This window comes from Pantoea sp. X-Soil-ISGK-259 (genome assembly GCF_059730705.1).
In genome coordinates, this window is sequence record NZ_AP035987.1 from 379033 (window position 1) to 395651 (window position 16619).

The following is a 16619-nucleotide window of genomic DNA, read 5'->3' on the forward strand; positions in this document are numbered from 1 at the left end:
GACTATCCCCGCGCTGATTAAAGCGTTTTACGTTGCTGCCTCGCCTGAACCCGTTTATAGGCATGATCAAACTGACAGACATCGTCGCGCAGCCAGTGACGCTGCGTCAGCGGGGCATCATCCAGCGCCTGTGGCAGCGGCACGCCTCCCAGCGATCCCCGACAGCAAAAGGCGCGCGCCAGCGTTGGGGTTGCGATGCCAATATAACGGGCAAATTCAGGTAGCGTCATCAGTGTTGTACTCATTTCACACCTCCAGTAATCAGATCTTCCCCGCTATTTTGACTCCAGTTATTAAATGCCTTTATTGATCTGAAACATAGATGTGATACTAATCTTCTGCCTGCTGATGAGATAGCTGGCCTACGTAAACCAAAAAGAAGTGAGGACCCTGTGCGCCATTATGGATTGATGATAGCCCTTCTTTTTTCGGGTTTCGCCACTGCCCACACCCTGAAAACGGGTTTTCCTGTCCCCACCGTCTATGTCGCCGACAAAGGCGAAATGGTGCTGAAACAGGGCGACATTCATTATCAGCGCTGGAATAGTCAGACTCTGACCGGAAAAGTGCGTCTGGTGATTCATGTGGCGGGTCGTCTCTCTGCGAAAGATCAGAGCGAGCCTTTAATCAATGCCATTCAGCAGGCCCGACTGCCGCGAGACCGTTTCCAGACCACCACCATCGTCAATACTGACGATGCTCTGCCCGGCAGTGCCATTTTTGTAGTGCGCAGCATTGCGTCCAGTAAAAAGGCTGACCCATGGCAGCAATTCATTATCGACAGCAGTGGCGTTACCGCTCACAGCTGGCATCTTCTGCCGGAAAACGCGTCAGTGGTCGTCATTGATCCGAAGGGAATTGTGCGTTTCGCCAAAGATGGCGCATTATCTGACGAGGATGTCGCCAGCGTGATAAAAACGCTGCGCGCATTACTGGGTTGATTCAGGCAGAATGCCCCGTTAATTATCGACGTTAAACACGGAATGCTGCTGAATTTACCGACATTTTTATCTCTGTGAACTACGCTTAGTTGTAATGGAATTACCCGCCGTTCTTTGAAAACCTGCCCACTATGCAAGGGCAGTCGGGGACGATTATTGAAGATGGCATCGAAGAATTTCGACCTGCTGTGACTTCCTCTGTAGATAAGGACAGCCATGATGACGGTCTGTGCAGAACAACACGTCAATTTCAACCGCAGTGAGGCTGCGAGCCTGTTGAACGAGATTGAGCAACGGCTCGACCAGCTTTTACCGGTTGAAAGTGAACGTGACCTGGTCGGCGCTGCAATGCGCGACGGTGCGCTGGCACCGGGAAAGCGTATTCGTCCGCTGCTGCTGCTGCTGGCCGCGCGCGATCTCGGTTGCGACGTCACGCCCGCCGGTTTGCTTGATCTCGCCTGTGCAGTGGAGATGGTCCATGCCGCCTCCCTGATTCTGGATGACATGCCCTGCATGGATGATGCGCAGTTGCGTCGTGGACGGCCGACCATTCACTGTCAGTATGGCGAACATGTGGCGATTCTGGCCGCGGTTGCACTGCTGAGTAAGGCATTTGGCGTGGTCGCCATGGCAGAAGGCTTAACAGCGGCCGCCCGAGCAGACGCCGTCGCGGAGTTATCCCATGCGGTTGGTATGCAGGGACTGGTGCAGGGTCAATTCAAAGATCTCTCAGAGGGTGACAAACCACGCAGTGCTGATGCCATTCTGATGACCAATCACTATAAAACCAGCACGCTGTTCTGCGCCTCAATGCAGATGGCCTCCATTGTGGCAGAAGCATCTGCAGAGACCCGCGAAGAGCTGCACCGTTTTTCACTGAATCTCGGCCAGGCTTTCCAGCTGCTGGACGATCTTACCGACGGCATGGCCGATACCGGCAAAGATACCCATCAGGATGAGGGTAAATCGACGCTGGTGAATCTGCTTGGGCCTCAGGCAGTGGAAACACGACTGCGAGACCATCTGCGTTGCGCCAGCGAGCATCTGCTCTCGGCCTGTCAGGACGGTTATTCCACACATCATTTTGTTCAGGCCTGGTTTGAGAAAAAACTCGCTGCCGTCAGTTAAGGATGCTGCATGAGCCACTACGCGGTCATCGCACCGCCCTTTTATAGCCATGTGCAGGCGCTTCAGCATCTTAGCCAGGCTTTAATCGCGCGCGGACACCAGATTACCTTTATCCAGCAGACGGACGTCAGCGCACTACTCACTGACCGGCGGATTGGCTTTTTCCCGCTGGGCTTAGCCTCGCATCCCGCGGGAAGTCTGGCCCATACCCTGCAGCTGGCGGCGCATCCTCTTGGCCCGTCGATGCTGAAACTGATCAATGAGATGGCGCGCAGCACCGATATGCTCTGTCGCGAATTGCCGGTGGTGCTGAACACGCTGGCGATCGATGGCGTCATCGTCGATCAGATGGAACCTGCCGGTGCATTGGCAGCAGAGTTTCTGAATCTGCCTTTCGTTTCGGTTGCCTGTGCGCTGCCGCTAAACCGTGAGGCAGATTTTCCGCTGGCCGTGATGCCATTTGACTATGCAGGGACAGATCAGGCGCGCGAACGCTATCGCACCAGTGAAAAAATCTACGACTGGCTGATGCGGCGTCACGATCGGGTGATCGCCCGCAATGCTCATGCAATGGGATTAGCACCGCGCGAAAAACTGCATCACTGTTTTTCACCGCTGGCACAGATCAGCCAGCTTATCCCGGCACTCGATTTTCCCCGCCAGACCCTGCCCGACCATTTCCACGCGGTTGGACCTCTGCGCGCTGCGGAATCGTCATCGGCTGCGTCGAAGACACGCTATTTCACGCAGGACGACAAACCGAAGGTTTTTGCTTCACTCGGCACCCTGCAGGGTCATCGCTACGGCCTGTTTAAAACCATCGTCCGTGCCTGTCAGGAGATTGACGCGCAGTTATTGCTGGCGCATTGCGGTCGCCTGTCACCGTTTCAGGCGGAGAAACTCGCGCAGGCCAGCCATGTTCAGGTGGTCGATTTTGCCGATCAGGCAGCGGCTCTGGCGCAGGCCGATCTGGCCATCACCCACGGCGGGATGAACACGGTGCTGGATGCAGTTAACCACCTGACGCCGCTTCTGGCGATCCCGCTGGCCTTTGATCAGCCAGGCGTTGCGGCCAGAGTGGTCTGGCACGGTATCGGACGTCGCGCATCACGCTTTACCACCAGCCACTCAATGGCCCGCCAGCTCCAGACCTTGCTGGCAGATGAGAGTTACGTTGAGCAGATGAAAACGCTGCGCACCGCCCTTCGTCAGGCGGGCGGGACAACACTGGCAGCGGACATTGTCGAACAGGCGATGCTGACCCGTAAACCGGTGCTGAACAGGAGAGATTATGCCGCGGTATGATCTTATTCTGGTGGGTGCGGGACTGGCAAACGGCCTGATTGCTTTGCGCCTGCGTCAGCAGCGGCCGTCCCTGCGCATTCTCTTAATTGATGCCGAAAGTGAGCCAGGCGCGCATCACACCTGGTCATTTCATGCGGAAGATCTGACTGAAACACAGCATCACTGGATTGCGCCACTGGTCGTTCATCACTGGTCCGGGTATGAAGTGCGCTTTCCTCAACGACATCGTTCCCTGAACAGTGGCTATTTTTGCGTGACCGCAGAGCGTTTTGCGCAGGTCATTCGTGACAGATTTGCGTCGGAACTGCTGCTGAACACCAGAGTGGCGAACATCGCTTCACGCTCGGTCACGCTGGAGGATGGCCGCGTACTGGACACTGACGCGGTGATCGATGGTCGTGGCTATCAGTCCGATACCGCGTTGCGTATGGGCTTCCAGTCGTTCGTGGGGCAGGAGTGGCAGCTCAGTGAACCACACGGACTGACTGAACCGATCATCATGGATGCAACGGTGGATCAGCAGGCAGGCTATCGTTTTGTCTACAGCCTGCCGTTTTCTGCCGATACACTGCTGATTGAAGATACCCACTATATTGATCACGCCACGCTGGAAGGCGATCGCGCCCGTCAGAATATCCGTGACTATGCCGCGCAGCAGGGCTGGAAACTGAATCAGCTACTGCGAGAAGAGCAAGGCGCGTTACCGATTACACTGACCGGCGACGTGGCTGCCTTCTGGCATAAACGCGATTTACCCTGCAGTGGTCTGCGTGCCGGGTTATTTCATCCTACCACTGGCTACTCTCTGCCACTGGCGGTCTCGCTGGCTGACCGGCTGGCTCAGATGCAGACGTTTACCTCTGAAACCCTGCACGCCACCATTGCGCATTTCGCCAGTCAGGCCTGGCAGCAGCAGCGCTTCTTCCGCATGCTAAACCGGATGCTGTTTCTCGCGGGTCCGGCTGACCAGCGCTGGCAGGTTATGCAACGTTTTTACGGACTTCCCGAAAATCTGATCGCCCGTTTTTATGCGGGAAAACTCACTTTGTCTGATCGGCTGCGTATCCTAAGCGGCAAGCCACCGGTTCCCGTACTGGCGGCATTACAGGCTATTATGACTCCTCACCGTCAACAGGCGATGCAATGAATAGAACGACAGTAATTGGCGCAGGCTTTGGTGGTCTGGCTCTGGCCATTCGCCTTCAGGCGTCCGGTATTCCCACCCGACTGCTGGAACAGCGTGACAAGCCTGGCGGCCGGGCTTATGTCTATGAGGATCAGGGCTACACCTTTGATGCCGGTCCAACGGTAATCACCGATCCGAGCGCCATTGAAGAGCTGTTCACGCTGGCGGGCAAAAGGCTCTCTGACTATGTCGAGCTGATGCCAGTCAAGCCGTTTTATCGCCTCTGCTGGGAGTCTGGCAAGGTATTCAGTTATGACAACGATCAGCCAGCGCTGGAAGCACAGATTGCTGCGTTTAACCCGCGTGACGTTGAAGGCTATCGGCGCTTTCTTGACTATTCCCGTGCGGTGTTTGCGGAAGGCTATCTGAAACTCGGCACTGTGCCGTTTCTCTCTTTCCGCGACATGTTGCGTGCTGCACCTCAGCTGGCAAAGTTACAGGCGTGGCGCAGTGTTTACAGCAAAGTGGCAAGCTACATTGAAGATGAACATCTTCGTCAGGCATTCTCTTTTCACTCGCTACTGGTGGGCGGAAATCCCTTTGCCACGTCGTCAATTTACACCCTGATTCATGCACTGGAACGTGAATGGGGCGTCTGGTTCCCACGCGGCGGCACTGGCGCGCTGGTTCAGGGCATGGTGAAACTGTTTGAGGATCTGGGTGGGGAAGTAGAGCTGAATGCCAGCGTTGCCCGTCTGGAGACGCTGGAAAACAAAATTACCGCCGTGCATCTGGATGACGGGCGGGTATTCCCGACCCGTGCGGTCGCCTCTAACGCGGATGTGGTTCACACGTATAGTGAATTATTGAGCCAGCATCCGGCATCTGTGGCGCAGGGGAAAACCCTGCAAAATAAGCGCATGAGTAACTCGCTGTTTGTGATCTATTTTGGCCTGAATCATCATCATGATCAGCTGGCGCACCATACGGTTTGCTTTGGTCCGCGCTACCGCGAATTAATTGATGAGATCTTCAACAAAGACGCGCTGGCAGAGGACTTCTCACTCTATCTGCATGCGCCCTGCGTGACCGATCCGTCACTGGCACCTGAAGGCTGCGGCAGCTATTACGTGCTGGCGCCCGTGCCGCATCTCGGCACCGCCGATATCGACTGGAGTGTTGAAGGTCCGCGCCTGCGCGACCGCATCTTCGACTATCTGGAGCAGCACTATATGCCGGGCCTGCGCAGTCAGCTCGTGACGCACCGCATCTTCACGCCGTTTGATTTTCGCGATGAGTTGAATGCCTATCAGGGCTCGGCGTTCTCGGTGGAGCCGATCCTGACGCAGAGCGCCTGGTTCCGGCCGCACAACCGCGATAAGACGATCAAAAATCTCTATCTGGTCGGTGCAGGCACCCATCCGGGCGCGGGTATTCCGGGCGTCATTGGTTCGGCCAAAGCCACTGCAGGATTAATGCTGGAGGATTTGGCTTGAACAGTCCGTCACTGCTCGACCATGCCGTAGAAACCATGGAAGTGGGTTCAAAAAGCTTCGCCACGGCATCGAAGCTTTTTGATGCCAAAACACGACGCAGTGTGCTGATGCTCTACGCCTGGTGTCGGCACTGTGACGACGTGATTGACGATCAGGTGCTGGGCTTCAGTAACAATACGCCGTCGCTGCAATCTGCGGAACAGCGCCTGGCGCAGCTGGAGATGAAAACGCGTCAGGCCTATGCCGGATCACAGATGCATGAACCTGCCTTTGCGGCCTTTCAGGAGGTGGCGATGGCGCATGACATTCTGCCTGCTTATGCCTTTGATCATCTTGCAGGTTTTGCGATGGATGTTCGCGAGACACGCTATCAGACGCTGGATGATACGCTGCGCTACTGTTATCACGTCGCGGGCGTGGTGGGTCTGATGATGGCGCAGATTATGGGCGTGCGAGACAATGCCACGCTGGATCGTGCCTGTGATCTCGGGCTAGCATTTCAGCTGACCAATATTGCGCGCGATATCGTTGAAGATGCTGAAGCGGGACGCTGCTATTTGCCCGCCGAGTGGCTGACTGAAGCGGGTCTGACACGAGAGACGCTGGCTGACCCGCATAATCGCCAGGCACTGAGTCGCGTGGCCCGTCGGCTGGTAGAGACGGCCGAGCCCTATTACCAGTCGTCGTTAGCCGGACTGCCCGGTTTGCCGCTGCGCTCAGCGTGGGCGATTGCTACTGCTAAACAGGTGTATCGTAAAATCGGGATGAAAGTTGTTCAGGCGGGTTCACAGGCGTGGGATCAACGCCAGTCCACCAGCACACCCGAGAAACTGGCTATGCTGGTGGCGGCATCAGGTCAGGCGGTTACTTCCCGGATGGCGCATCCTGCTCCACGTCCCGCTTACCTCTGGCAGCGCCCCGTTTAACACCGTGACGTTCCCGCAGCGTCGCCTGCAGTTTTGACAACGGCGGCGCATAAAGGAAACCAAACGAGACGCAGTCCTCTTTGCCACGTACAGCATGATGCATGCGGTGCGCCATATAAAGTCTGCGCAGATAACCCCGGCGCGGAACATAGCGGAACGGCCAGCGTTGATGAACCAGGCCATCATGCACGATAAAATAGAGCAAACCGTAAAGCGTCATCCCCGCGCCAATCCACTGCAACGGCCAGACACCTGTGCTGCCCAGATAAATGAGCAAAATCGACAGGCAGGCGAATACCACTGCATAAAGGTCGTTAACCTCAAACCAGCCTTTATGGGGTTCATGATGTGACAAATGCCAGCCCCAACCCCAGCCGTGCATAATATATTTGTGCGCCAGTGCAGCCGTTATCTCCATACCGATAACGGTGACCAGAACAATCAGGGCATTCCAAATCCACAACATAGTTTCTCCCGAGCATGCATCCTGCAAAGTGGCGCAGAGGTTCAATTTTAACAGAAGTTGGGGAAAACCGCGTTCAGGAGATAAACAGAGGATAACGGGAACGGGGCGGGCACCTTCGTGCGTGAAATATCTTTCAGGTTAAATCGTGATCCATTGGTGTGCGAAACGCGTGACGTGCAGCAACCATTAACTGACTGGCGGTTACCGTGGCGGGCAATCGCATTAAAATTTTACTCGCCTGCCAGTAACATAAGACCATGACCTCATCCTCCTCTTTTTCTGCCAGTTCATGCAATCGGGCGCGGAGTGACAACACATTGATACTCTGCTGCTCGTCCAGCATGTCTGAGATCGTCTGGTTAATGACGCGATGCAGAGTTTTCCAGGTGAGATCGGTATGCAAAATTAACCTCTTTTAACGCTTATCGGCTCGGGGCAGGCGATCAGCAGGAAAGTCGCAGAGATGGCTTCATCATGCAGATAGCAAACTCTGCGGGTAACTATAGCGCTCTTCAGTTCAGCTGACGATAAAGAGTCAGATAATGAGAATGCTAATGCCTTTAATTCTAGCGAGCAATGGACCTGCCTGTCTCCTGTTACGCGCCGGTCAGTGATTGATTGCTGATTTTTGTAACAATAGCGGCTGATTCTCAACTGGCTGAAATAAAGAGGATTTGCCAGAGTAAATGTCTTACCTTCCTGTTTATCTTTTAGGAGTTACCGATGTATCAGCATGCTGATGTCCTGGTGTGGGGCCATGGCCCCGAAGTATTTGAAGTTTTCCTGGAACCTACCTGTCCTTTTTCGGTGCGTGCATTCAATAAATTAGACGCATTACTGGCGCACGCGGGTGAAGGTAAAATCACCGTGAAGATCCGGCTGCAATCTCAGCCATGGCATCTTTATTCCGGGCTGATTGTCCGCTATATCCTTGCCGCCGCCTGCGAAAGTAAAGAGGCGGCGAAGAAGGTGATGCAGGCGGTGGCCGATCATCGTGAAGAGTTCGAATTCACCGACCACTGCACCGGCCCGAATCGCGATGCCACGCCAAACCAGATTCTGGACCGTCTTAAAGCGTACAGTGGCGTAGATGCCAGCGCCGCGTTTGATCAGCCTGACCTGCAGAACGCGATTAAATGGCACTGCAAGTATGCTCGTCAGAATGGTATCCACGTTTCCCCGACCTTTATGGTCAATGGTCTGGTACAACCTGAAATCAGCAGTGGTGACGACATCGAACATTGGTCGAGCTTTCTGATGCGTTAGTTTTACGTGCGCGGCCGCCGTTGCCGCGCCAGGCTTTAAACCACCGCTAAGAGAGCCAGTACGCCATCTCTTTCAATGTCCTGATAATTATGCCTGTTTTCCCGTAAGCAGGCCGGGTAAGCTGTACGGCTATTAGCAGCGTTTGAGCCGTTGCTACATCCTCTAAACGGCGCCGCTGGCCTGCAGTTATGCTGGTCAGGCGCTTATTTCACTAAGGATTTGCAGATGACAATGACGCTTGAACAGATACAGGACAAATATCCGGGTGCATTTACAGATGCATTTGGTGATTCTCCGGAATTAGCCAGCGAGCTTGCAACGCTGATTATTGCCGGAAAGAAGGTGGCTACCTGCGGTTCATTGCGGAGCTGGCAGGAGCAGGATGCCTTGCCTCAGCCGGGCGGTTACAGCATTGTTCTGAACGGCGAAAAGCAGCCGGTGTGTGTTATCCGCACGACCGGACTGTTCCTGACGCGCTTTGACCGCGTGACGCCAGAGATGGCGATGCTGGAGGGTGAAGGCGATCTTAGCCTCGACTACTGGCGACATGAACATCAGCGCTACTTCGAACGTGAAGGCTATTTCCACAGCGAAATGGAGCTGATCTTCGAGACGTTCCAGCTGGTCGAGGTGATTTAAACCCGCCTCTTACAGCGTGTTTGCTGCCATCAGCGCCAGCCGCGTAACGCCCCGCGCGGCAAGGTTCTCCGCCGCCTGGGCGGCGCGCATGCCACTGGCGCACACCAGCACCACGCGCTGATCGGATGGCGGCTGCCAGGCTGCTATCTGCTGCGGCAGAATCCGTAACACCCCATCAGCCACACTCTCAGGCGCCTCCTCCAGACTGCGCAACTCGACAATGCAGTCATCATCCCTGAGCATCAGACGATCGATAAAAGGCATGCCCGGCGCGTCAGGCTCAGGTGCATCGTCGAAGCGAAACTGCCTGATGTGCCAGTCCACAAAGTCACACTGGATCATGCAGCCAAGCGGCGACGGCATCAGCCTGAGTAATACACTCAGTGCCATCTGTGCCTGCATTGCACCCAGCGTCGCCACCGCAGGTCCCATTACCCCAGCGGTATTGCAGTTACCCGAGGCTGTGGGCAACTGCGGGAACACTGCGCGATAGCCGGGCGCACCGCCGCAGAATCCGCCGACATACCCTTTACGCCCCAGCACCGAGGCGCAGATCAGCGGCAGGTCGCGCGGATAGCAGGCGTCAGAAAGCTGATAAGTAATGGCGAAGTTATCCGCCGCATCCACCACCAGATCGATTCCCTCCAGCGCCTGCGGTAGCTGACTGGCGCTCAGCAGGTGTGAATGCGCCTCGACAAGGCAGTCAGGATTTCGCTGCGCCAGCGCACGCTGCGCACAGCGTGCTTTGGGCTCGCCCACATCACCGACACCAAACAACGTCTGCCGGTGAAGATTGTGCAGTTCAACACGATCGCCATCGTAAAGACGAATAAATCCCACGCCCGCGCCTGCCAGTAACGGCAGCAGGGTGGCGCTGAGGCCGCCCGCGCCCACCACCAGCACGCTTGCCCTGGCCAGCCGCTGCTGCCCCGCTTCGCCAATTTCAGGCAACATGGTCTGTCGCTGATAACGCGCCATTGTCTCTCCTCAGAACTCTGCCAGACCAAAAATGGGCGTAGAGGCAGAGGCCATATCACGCTGCTCCATCAGGCCCGCCTGGAATCCCTGATGTCCGCCATAAATCGCAGCAGCAAACGCACCGGCCATCCGCACCGGATCGCCTGCTTTTGCCACCGCTGTGTTGAGCAGCACACCGTCGAAACCCATCTCCATAGCCTGCGCCGCCTGACCGGGTGAGCCGATACCTGCGTCGATAATCAGCGGCACATCTTTAAACCACGCACGCATCGTGCGCAGCCCTTCGATATTGCGCAGCCCCTGACCGGAGCCAATTGGCGCGCCCCAGGGCATCAGCACTTCGCAACCCGCTTCCAGCAATTTTTCACCGACAATCAGATCTTCGGTGGTATAGGGAAAAACCTGGAAACCGTCAGCACAGAGGATGCGCGCGGCTTCAACCAGTGCAAAAGGATCGGGTTGCAGCGTGTCAGCATGGCCGATCACTTCCAGTTTGATCCATGGCGTGTCGAACAGTTCACGCGCCATTTGCGCCGTTGTCACGGCTTCTTTTACCGTGTGGCAACCGGCTGTATTCGGCAGAATGCGCTTGTTGAGCTGTTGCAGTAGCGTGCGGAAGGCACCCCCTTCGCTGCCCTCCCGTCGAAGGCTGACAGTAATGATTTCTGCACCTGAGGCGTCGATCGCCTGCTGCAGAATGTCGGGAGACGGATAGCCAGCAGTACCCAGAAGAAAGCGGGATTGCGGCGCAAATTGATAGAACATTATTAACCTCCCTGCATCGGTGACAGGATTTCCAGCTGATTACCCGCCTCAAGTTGCTGGCTGGCATACCGGCTTCGCGGCACAAACTCACCGTTCAGCGCGGCGGCGACGGAGCGCGGGTCGATCTGCTGCTCCTGCAGCAGTTCCGCCAGCGTGCCTGCATCGGTTTCAATCGTGCGTCCATTAAGTTGAACTCGCATGAGTCATCTCCTGAGTCAGTTGCAGCATGAGGTTTTCAGCCATGATCGGAGCCAGCAAAAAGCCATGGCGATACAGCCCATTGAGCGAAAAACGGCCATTCTCAAAACGAACCTCCGGCAGGTTCTGTTGATAGGCAGGGCGCAGGCCGGTGCCGCTCTCCACAATCCGCGCTTCAGCCAGCGCCGGATGCAGACTGTAAGCGGCGCTTAGCAACTCCATCATGGCTCTGGCGCTAATCGGACTGCTGTCGTGACTTTCGACCATGGTGGCACCCAGCATGAAGTGCCCTTCTGCTCGGGGCACCAGATAGCAGGGAAAGCGAGGATGCAGCAGCCGGACAGGACGGGAGAGCTGAACGTCATGCGTCTGGAGGATCAGCATTTCACCCCGTACGGCGCGCAGCGCGGGCTGCTGATCCGCGGCGTGAATGCCACGGCAGTCAATGATGGTGCCGGTGGGTTCACCACTGTGTAAGGGCACGCCAGCCTGTTGTAATTTGTCACGCAGTTGCTGCAACGCCAGGCGGGGATCGAGATGCGCCTCCGCCGCAAAATACAGACCACGGGCAAAGCGATTTTCCAGCGCCGGTTCGATATCACCCGGTACGACCCACTCATGTTTTTCCGTCATGCTGGCGAAGCGCGTCAGTTCGCGGCTATCACGCGGCGGCGCAACCACCAGCGTACCCTGCTGTTCCACGCCATCAACACGTTGCGACCACCAGCCTGCAGCGTGCTGGCCCCAATCGATCACCTGCTGAGGCGCGCTTTCCGCTTCGCACCAGGGCGCGAGCATGCCACCCGCCCAGTGTGAGGCGGCACGACAGTCAGGCTGCGTAATGATTTCGACGGTTTCGCCCCGCTCCATCAGCAGTGTGGCGACGCACAGCCCGGCCACGCCACTGCCAAGCACCGACCAGCGGCTCATGATGTCCACCGGCGAGGAAGAGAGAGATTCTGGATGAGATATTTCACTTTGGCCTCGTTATACGTTAACGAAGACCCGTGATACGGAGGGAAAAGGCAGAGGCGTCGTGCATGCGCCCCTGCGGCAAGTATCTGATGCGATACCCGTCTTCCTACGCCAGTATCAACTGGGTCAGGTTCTAAGGGTCGCTAAGCCGCGCGATGCGCTATTAGCCTCTCAGTCTCTCTGGCGAGACTCCCCTGACGGGTTTAGTTGTAAGTGAAGCGGGCAGCTTCGTCAAGCGCGCACAGGATGGCTGCTAAGAATTTTAGGGGACAGGCAAGGTTTTGCGCCAGAGTCAAATGCAATGCGTTAGCAGTAGGCAATGAGAGGGTGTTTAAACTGCAGTCGCCTTACAGCGCCTGCAGTGATTGTGTCAGCACGTCGGTGATTTCACGAATACGCGGTTCAGCACGACGATAATAGGTCCATTTGCCCACTTTGCTGGCTTCGACCAGCCCGGCACTGTGAAGTGCTTTCAGGCATAACGACGTGGCGGGCTGTGATAAGCCCGCCTTGTCCTGTATGAGGCTGGCACAGACGCCATACTGATCGAAGGGATAGAGCTGGGTATAGCCCGCAAACGCTTCTTCAGGATGCTTAAGCCACTTCAGCACTGCCACTCGGGTTGGATTGGACAGTAACTTCAGGGCATTTTCGGGGGACATGCCGCCTCACAGAGTATCAGGATTGAAAAACAGGATAGTCAGTATAACCCTTCTCCGTGCCGCCATACAGAGAAGCGTGGTCGACCTCATTCAGCGGATGACCTGATTTAATGCGTGCAGGCAAATCAGGATTAGCGATAAATGAACGACCAAAACCAAACAGATCGCCCCAGCCTTTTTCCAGTACATGCTGCGCTTTTTCAGCCGTGTAACGACCGGAATAGATGATCGGAGAGCGGAATGTTTCCCGCAGCGCAACGCGGAAACTTTCAGGCATGTCCGGGCTATTATCCCAGTCCGCTTCGGCAATGGAGAGATAACCGACTTCAAGTTCATTCAACAGTTTAGCGGCACGGATGTAGGTGGCATGGGGATCGCTTTCAACCAGACCGAGATAAACGCGCTCTTCGTCAGTACTCGAAAACAGAGGGGCAAACCGAACGCCCACGCGATGGCTGCCAAAGACCGAGCTGACGGCCTCAACGACTTCACGCAGGAAGCGCAGACGATTCTCCGCTGAGCCACCATATTCATCCGTACGCAGATTAGTATGCTCTGAAATAAACTGGTTAATCAGATAGCCGTTAGCGGAATGCAGTTCCACGCCGTCGAAACCGGCTGCTTTGGCGTTCTCCGCTGCCTGTCGGTAAAGCGCAACGATCTCTTTAACTTCCTCTGTGGTCAGTGCCCGTGGCTCGCTGGGTGCGGTCAGTATCCCCGCGCCTGGCCCGGTTTCAATAAATACCCGGACGTTATCGGCTGCGATGGCTGAAGGCGCTACCGGTGGCTGTTTACCTGGCTGAAGTTCATTGTGTGACACGCGGCCAACATGCCAGAGCTGGCAGAAAATGGTGGCACCTTCCTGATGTACCGCCTCTGTAACCTTTTTCCAGCCCGCGATTTGCGCGTCGCTATGGATCCCCGGCGTCCATGCATAGCCCTGCCCGCGAGGCTCAATCTGGGTGCCTTCAGTGACCATCAGTCCCGCACCGGCACGCTGACGGTAGTATTCCACCATCATATCGCCGGGAATATTGCCCGGCTGTTCACTGCGGCAACGCGTCAGCGGCGGCAGGACAATGCGGTTACGGAGTTTGAGATCGCCCAGGTTCAGGGGGGTAAAAAGTGACGGCATAACAAAAAGTCCTCTGATGTGTGAAGAGGCGCCATTATATTTACACATTTAAATTTGTAAATGTGTAATCTGTGCTTTTTGTTCCCGGACCTTTACCGTTGGTGGCGTTTTTACACGCTTTTTACCCGTTGAATCTCATCATTGCGGTATGCGGATGGCTATCAGAGCTGTACTCATTTATCTTTTTCCTGACAGCATAATCCCGGAAAATATTGTGACCACATTACTTTCTTTAGACGCGCTCGGACCGCGCATTTGTATTATGGGCCCGTCGAACAGCGGAAAATCGACTTTAGCGGACGCTATCTCCCACAAAACAGCATTACCTGCCATTCATCTGGATCAACTTCACCATCTTCCGGGAAGCCAATGGATTCCAAGAGCACCGGCTGAATTTCTCCGCGTGCACGCTGCCGCGGTGAGTCAGGAAAAATGGGTTATGGATGGGAATTACACAAAATGTATTGAAGAACGTCTCGCGCGCGCCACCGGATTCATTCTTCTGGATGTAAAAGTGCCAGTGGCGCTGTTTCGGTATATTCGCAGATGCTACTCATTCACGCCGCGAGTTGGCGGTCTCGGAATACGCAAAGAGCATGTAACCCTGGATATGCTGAAATATATTATCCTTACTGCCCCAAAGAACAGAAAGCGCCATAAGAAACTTTATGACCATGTCAGACTGCCTAAGCTTCTGCTGCATTCTTCAACTGATGTGAATGCCTGTCTGAAATACTGGGGCTTAACGTTTACGAATAACTGACCATGGCTGCTGTTATTAATCCAGTAACGTTAAGCTCGCCAATAGTGCATTCAGCGACTCAACAGGCCCGGCATGATTTGTCTCTGAACGGGTAGAATCCCAGGGCATCGCGTCCTCGGTACAGTAGTCTCCGATGCACTGCATATCGGCAGGTTCATTGAGTAAACCAACCGGGATCCAGATATAGGGCCTGTCACCCAGCGCGTTAGGTACGGTCGAACCACAGCTGGAACAAAAATCGTTGCGATAACCGGTCGGTTTACGCCAGGAAGCGAGCTGGCTTTCACCGGATAGCCAGCTAAAGTCTGTCTCATTCACCAGCGTTGCAAGATTGTATCCGGTTCCGCTTTGCTTTCTGCAGAGTGAACAGTGGCACCGATAAAAGTGGCTGGGTGTAACGGATAGTTCAAAAGTCACGGTTCCGCAGAGACATGCGCCTTGCATTTTTTTGCCTTGTAAGTGGGGATTCTGAAATTGCCCGATCATTTCAGGTTTTAAGCCAGAAGCAAAATTCTATCACTCATCATTAAAGGTCACGAGTTGCGGCTGAATATCAGTTTTAACCCTGCCAGACCAAAGCAGCAGGCTAACAGCGCATCGAGTTCCCGACGAATCCGACGGTAAAAGGCGCTCATGACGGCAGTTGAGAACAGCAGAGCATATCCACCGAAGACAAGCATACAAATGGCCGCACAGCCGCAGATAACAATAGGTAGCGTTGACGCCATCCCCTCTGGCTTCAGTGCAAATGACATAATGGCTACCCAGGTGAGAATCGCTTTAGGATTACCGATATGCATCAGGATCCCCTGCCGGAAAAGCCTGCCATAAGCTACACGATCATCGCTGGCGGTAAAGTCACTGGCTTCCGTACGACGTAATGCTGATTTGCCCGCTTTAAAGGCCAGCCAGAGCAGATACAAGCCACCGCCGATTTTTAACACAATCAGTAACTGGGCGAAGGTTGCCAGCACGGTCAGCACACCGCAGGCGGCAAGCAGCGCCCAGATCATTGAACCACTCACGACACCCGCCGCCAGCGCCAGTGCGGCACCTCTGCCCTTTTTCATTGCCGTGCCCATTATGGCCATATTGCTCGGCCCGGGACTGGCCGTGGCGACAAGATAGGTGGTGAAGATCAGGACTAACTCGTGTAAAAGCGCCATCATTGCCTCGGTGATGCGTGGTTATCCGTCTGTTATATCGGCTGGTGTGTGAATTTACAATTCATTCACACGATGTCGACCAGCCTCCAAAGGATGTCCGCCACCGCATGCGCGCGTTAACGTTCAGGCAGTGATAGTCATGGATGTTTGCGGTCATCCAGACGCAACTGCATAAATGTCAGATCCAGCCAGCGCCCGAATTTATTGCCGACTTCTTTCATGGTGCCCGCCTCCGTGAAGCCCAGCTTTTTATGCAGCGTGATTGACGCTACATTTTCCGATTCAATGCCCGCCACCATCACGTGCTTTTTGCTCTTACAGGCAAGCTGAATTAACGTCCGCATCAGGGCATCACCTATGCCTTGTCCCCGCGCGTGATTATGAACATAAACAGAGTGTTCAACGGTGTGGCGATATCCATCCCAGGGCCGCCAGTCACCGAATGAGGCATATCCCAGCACGCTTTCATCGTTATCCGCTGCCACTATCACAGGAAAACCCGCCTGCTGACGACTGTGTATCCATGCGATGCGGTTCGCGACATCTACCCTGCTTTCATTCCAGATGGCCGTGGTGTTAAGCACCGCATCGTTATAAATCTCAGCAATCACATCAGCATCACTTTCAATAGCCGCACGAATAATCATGGTAGACACCCCTTTACTCATTCACTAAAGTAGATGA

At 55.1% G+C, this 16619-nt stretch carries 21 protein-coding genes and 1 riboswitch; of the genes, 9 read left to right on the forward strand and 12 right to left on the reverse strand.

Annotated elements, in window-relative coordinates; translation table 11 throughout:
* Window positions 1-17 precede the first annotated feature (17 nt).
* Window positions 18-245: a hypothetical protein gene (locus AC6I77_RS20950; RefSeq protein ID WP_003851555.1), complete on the reverse strand. Its 228-nt coding sequence runs from the start codon at window positions 243-245 to the stop codon at window positions 18-20.
* Window positions 246-410: 165 nt separating this feature from the next.
* Between AC6I77_RS20950 and AC6I77_RS20955 the strand changes: the two genes are divergently transcribed.
* The 6 genes from AC6I77_RS20955 to crtB all read left to right on the forward strand — a co-directional run bounded on the left by AC6I77_RS20955 (window position 411) and on the right by crtB (window position 6922).
* Complete coding sequence (locus AC6I77_RS20955; RefSeq protein ID WP_033742868.1) at window positions 411-941, forward strand: YtfJ family protein; 531 nt, start codon at window positions 411-413, stop codon at window positions 939-941.
* A gap of 219 nt (window positions 942-1160) precedes the next feature.
* Entirely contained in the window at window positions 1161-2069 is a 909-nt protein-coding gene (locus AC6I77_RS20960; protein ID WP_033762527.1) for a polyprenyl synthetase family protein, read from the forward strand.
* A gap of 9 nt (window positions 2070-2078) precedes the next feature.
* A complete protein-coding gene (locus tag AC6I77_RS20965) occupies window positions 2079-3374 on the forward strand; it encodes a glycosyltransferase (protein ID WP_497817303.1) in 1296 nt (431 codons plus the stop codon).
* Window positions 3361-4521, forward strand: a complete 1161-nt coding sequence (crtY, locus tag AC6I77_RS20970) for a lycopene beta-cyclase CrtY (RefSeq protein ID WP_497817304.1) — start codon at window positions 3361-3363, stop codon at window positions 4519-4521. Before AC6I77_RS20965 ends, crtY begins: the two co-directional genes overlap by 14 nt.
* The gene (locus tag AC6I77_RS20975) at window positions 4518-5996 is read left to right on the forward strand and encodes a phytoene desaturase (RefSeq protein WP_140033836.1); all 1479 of its coding nucleotides are present in this window, start codon (window positions 4518-4520) and stop codon (window positions 5994-5996) included. Before crtY ends, AC6I77_RS20975 begins: the two co-directional genes overlap by 4 nt.
* A complete protein-coding gene (gene crtB, locus AC6I77_RS20980; RefSeq protein ID WP_039661374.1) occupies window positions 5993-6922 on the forward strand; it encodes a 15-cis-phytoene synthase CrtB in 930 nt (309 codons plus the stop codon). The genes AC6I77_RS20975 and crtB overlap by 4 nt, the downstream gene beginning before the upstream one ends.
* On the opposite strand, the gene AC6I77_RS20985 is transcribed toward crtB, so the two are convergent.
* Together AC6I77_RS20985 and AC6I77_RS20990 are read right to left on the reverse strand one after the other, a co-directional pair.
* Window positions 6861-7388 (reverse strand): sterol desaturase family protein, encoded by a 528-nt coding sequence (locus AC6I77_RS20985; RefSeq protein WP_033762477.1) that lies wholly within the window; start codon window positions 7386-7388, stop codon window positions 6861-6863. The genes crtB and AC6I77_RS20985 overlap by 62 nt on opposite strands.
* 133 nt (window positions 7389-7521) lie before the next feature.
* Window positions 7522-7791 carry a hypothetical protein gene (locus AC6I77_RS20990; protein ID WP_003851569.1) on the reverse strand — a complete coding sequence of 90 codons (270 nt, stop codon included), beginning with the start codon at window positions 7789-7791 and terminating at the stop codon, window positions 7522-7524.
* Between the two features lie 320 nt (window positions 7792-8111).
* On the opposite strand from AC6I77_RS20990, the gene AC6I77_RS20995 reads away from it, so the two are divergent.
* Window positions 8112-8654, forward strand: a complete 543-nt coding sequence (locus tag AC6I77_RS20995; protein ID WP_003851571.1) for a DsbA family protein — start codon at window positions 8112-8114, stop codon at window positions 8652-8654.
* A gap of 225 nt (window positions 8655-8879) precedes the next feature.
* Complete coding sequence (locus AC6I77_RS21000) at window positions 8880-9293, forward strand: ASCH domain-containing protein (protein ID WP_497817305.1); 414 nt, start codon at window positions 8880-8882, stop codon at window positions 9291-9293.
* Between the two features lie 9 nt (window positions 9294-9302).
* On the opposite strand, the gene AC6I77_RS21005 is transcribed toward AC6I77_RS21000, so the two are convergent.
* From AC6I77_RS21005 to AC6I77_RS21030, 6 genes are all read right to left on the reverse strand, one after another.
* Complete coding sequence (locus AC6I77_RS21005; RefSeq protein WP_003851575.1) at window positions 9303-10271, reverse strand: HesA/MoeB/ThiF family protein; 969 nt, start codon at window positions 10269-10271, stop codon at window positions 9303-9305.
* 9 nt (window positions 10272-10280) lie between these two features.
* The gene (locus AC6I77_RS21010) at window positions 10281-11036 is read right to left on the reverse strand and encodes a thiazole synthase (RefSeq protein WP_003851577.1); all 756 of its coding nucleotides are present in this window, start codon (window positions 11034-11036) and stop codon (window positions 10281-10283) included.
* A gap of 2 nt (window positions 11037-11038) precedes the next feature.
* Window positions 11039-11236, reverse strand: a complete 198-nt coding sequence (thiS, locus tag AC6I77_RS21015) for a sulfur carrier protein ThiS (RefSeq protein ID WP_003851578.1) — start codon at window positions 11234-11236, stop codon at window positions 11039-11041.
* Window positions 11220-12164, reverse strand: a complete 945-nt coding sequence (locus tag AC6I77_RS21020) for an FAD-dependent oxidoreductase (protein WP_008924753.1) — start codon at window positions 12162-12164, stop codon at window positions 11220-11222. The genes thiS and AC6I77_RS21020 overlap by 17 nt, the downstream gene beginning before the upstream one ends.
* Before the next feature lie 131 nt (window positions 12165-12295).
* Window positions 12296-12415, reverse strand: a riboswitch (TPP riboswitch).
* Window positions 12416-12556: 141 nt separating this feature from the next.
* Window positions 12557-12871 (reverse strand): ArsR/SmtB family transcription factor, encoded by a 315-nt coding sequence (locus tag AC6I77_RS21025; RefSeq protein WP_008924754.1) that lies wholly within the window; start codon window positions 12869-12871, stop codon window positions 12557-12559.
* Between the two features lie 16 nt (window positions 12872-12887).
* Window positions 12888-14006 carry an alkene reductase gene (locus tag AC6I77_RS21030; protein ID WP_003851584.1) on the reverse strand — a complete coding sequence of 373 codons (1119 nt, stop codon included), beginning with the start codon at window positions 14004-14006 and terminating at the stop codon, window positions 12888-12890.
* A 214-nt stretch (window positions 14007-14220) separates the two neighbouring features.
* Here AC6I77_RS21030 and AC6I77_RS21035 point away from each other — a divergent pair, with 214 nt between their 5' ends.
* Window positions 14221-14769, forward strand: a complete 549-nt coding sequence (locus AC6I77_RS21035) for a P-loop NTPase family protein (RefSeq protein WP_497817349.1) — start codon at window positions 14221-14223, stop codon at window positions 14767-14769.
* A 15-nt stretch (window positions 14770-14784) separates the two neighbouring features.
* Here the strand turns inward: AC6I77_RS21035 and AC6I77_RS21040 are convergent, their stop codons facing one another.
* From AC6I77_RS21040 to AC6I77_RS21050, 3 genes are all read right to left on the reverse strand, one after another.
* The gene (locus AC6I77_RS21040; RefSeq protein ID WP_497817306.1) at window positions 14785-15213 is read right to left on the reverse strand and encodes a GFA family protein; all 429 of its coding nucleotides are present in this window, start codon (window positions 15211-15213) and stop codon (window positions 14785-14787) included.
* Window positions 15214-15302: 89 nt separating this feature from the next.
* The gene (locus AC6I77_RS21045) at window positions 15303-15935 is read right to left on the reverse strand and encodes a LysE family translocator (RefSeq protein WP_140034040.1); all 633 of its coding nucleotides are present in this window, start codon (window positions 15933-15935) and stop codon (window positions 15303-15305) included.
* Window positions 15936-16072: 137 nt separating this feature from the next.
* Window positions 16073-16582, reverse strand: coding sequence for a GNAT family N-acetyltransferase (locus AC6I77_RS21050; protein WP_497817350.1), 510 nt, complete (start codon window positions 16580-16582; stop codon window positions 16073-16075).
* Window positions 16583-16619 lie beyond the last annotated feature (37 nt).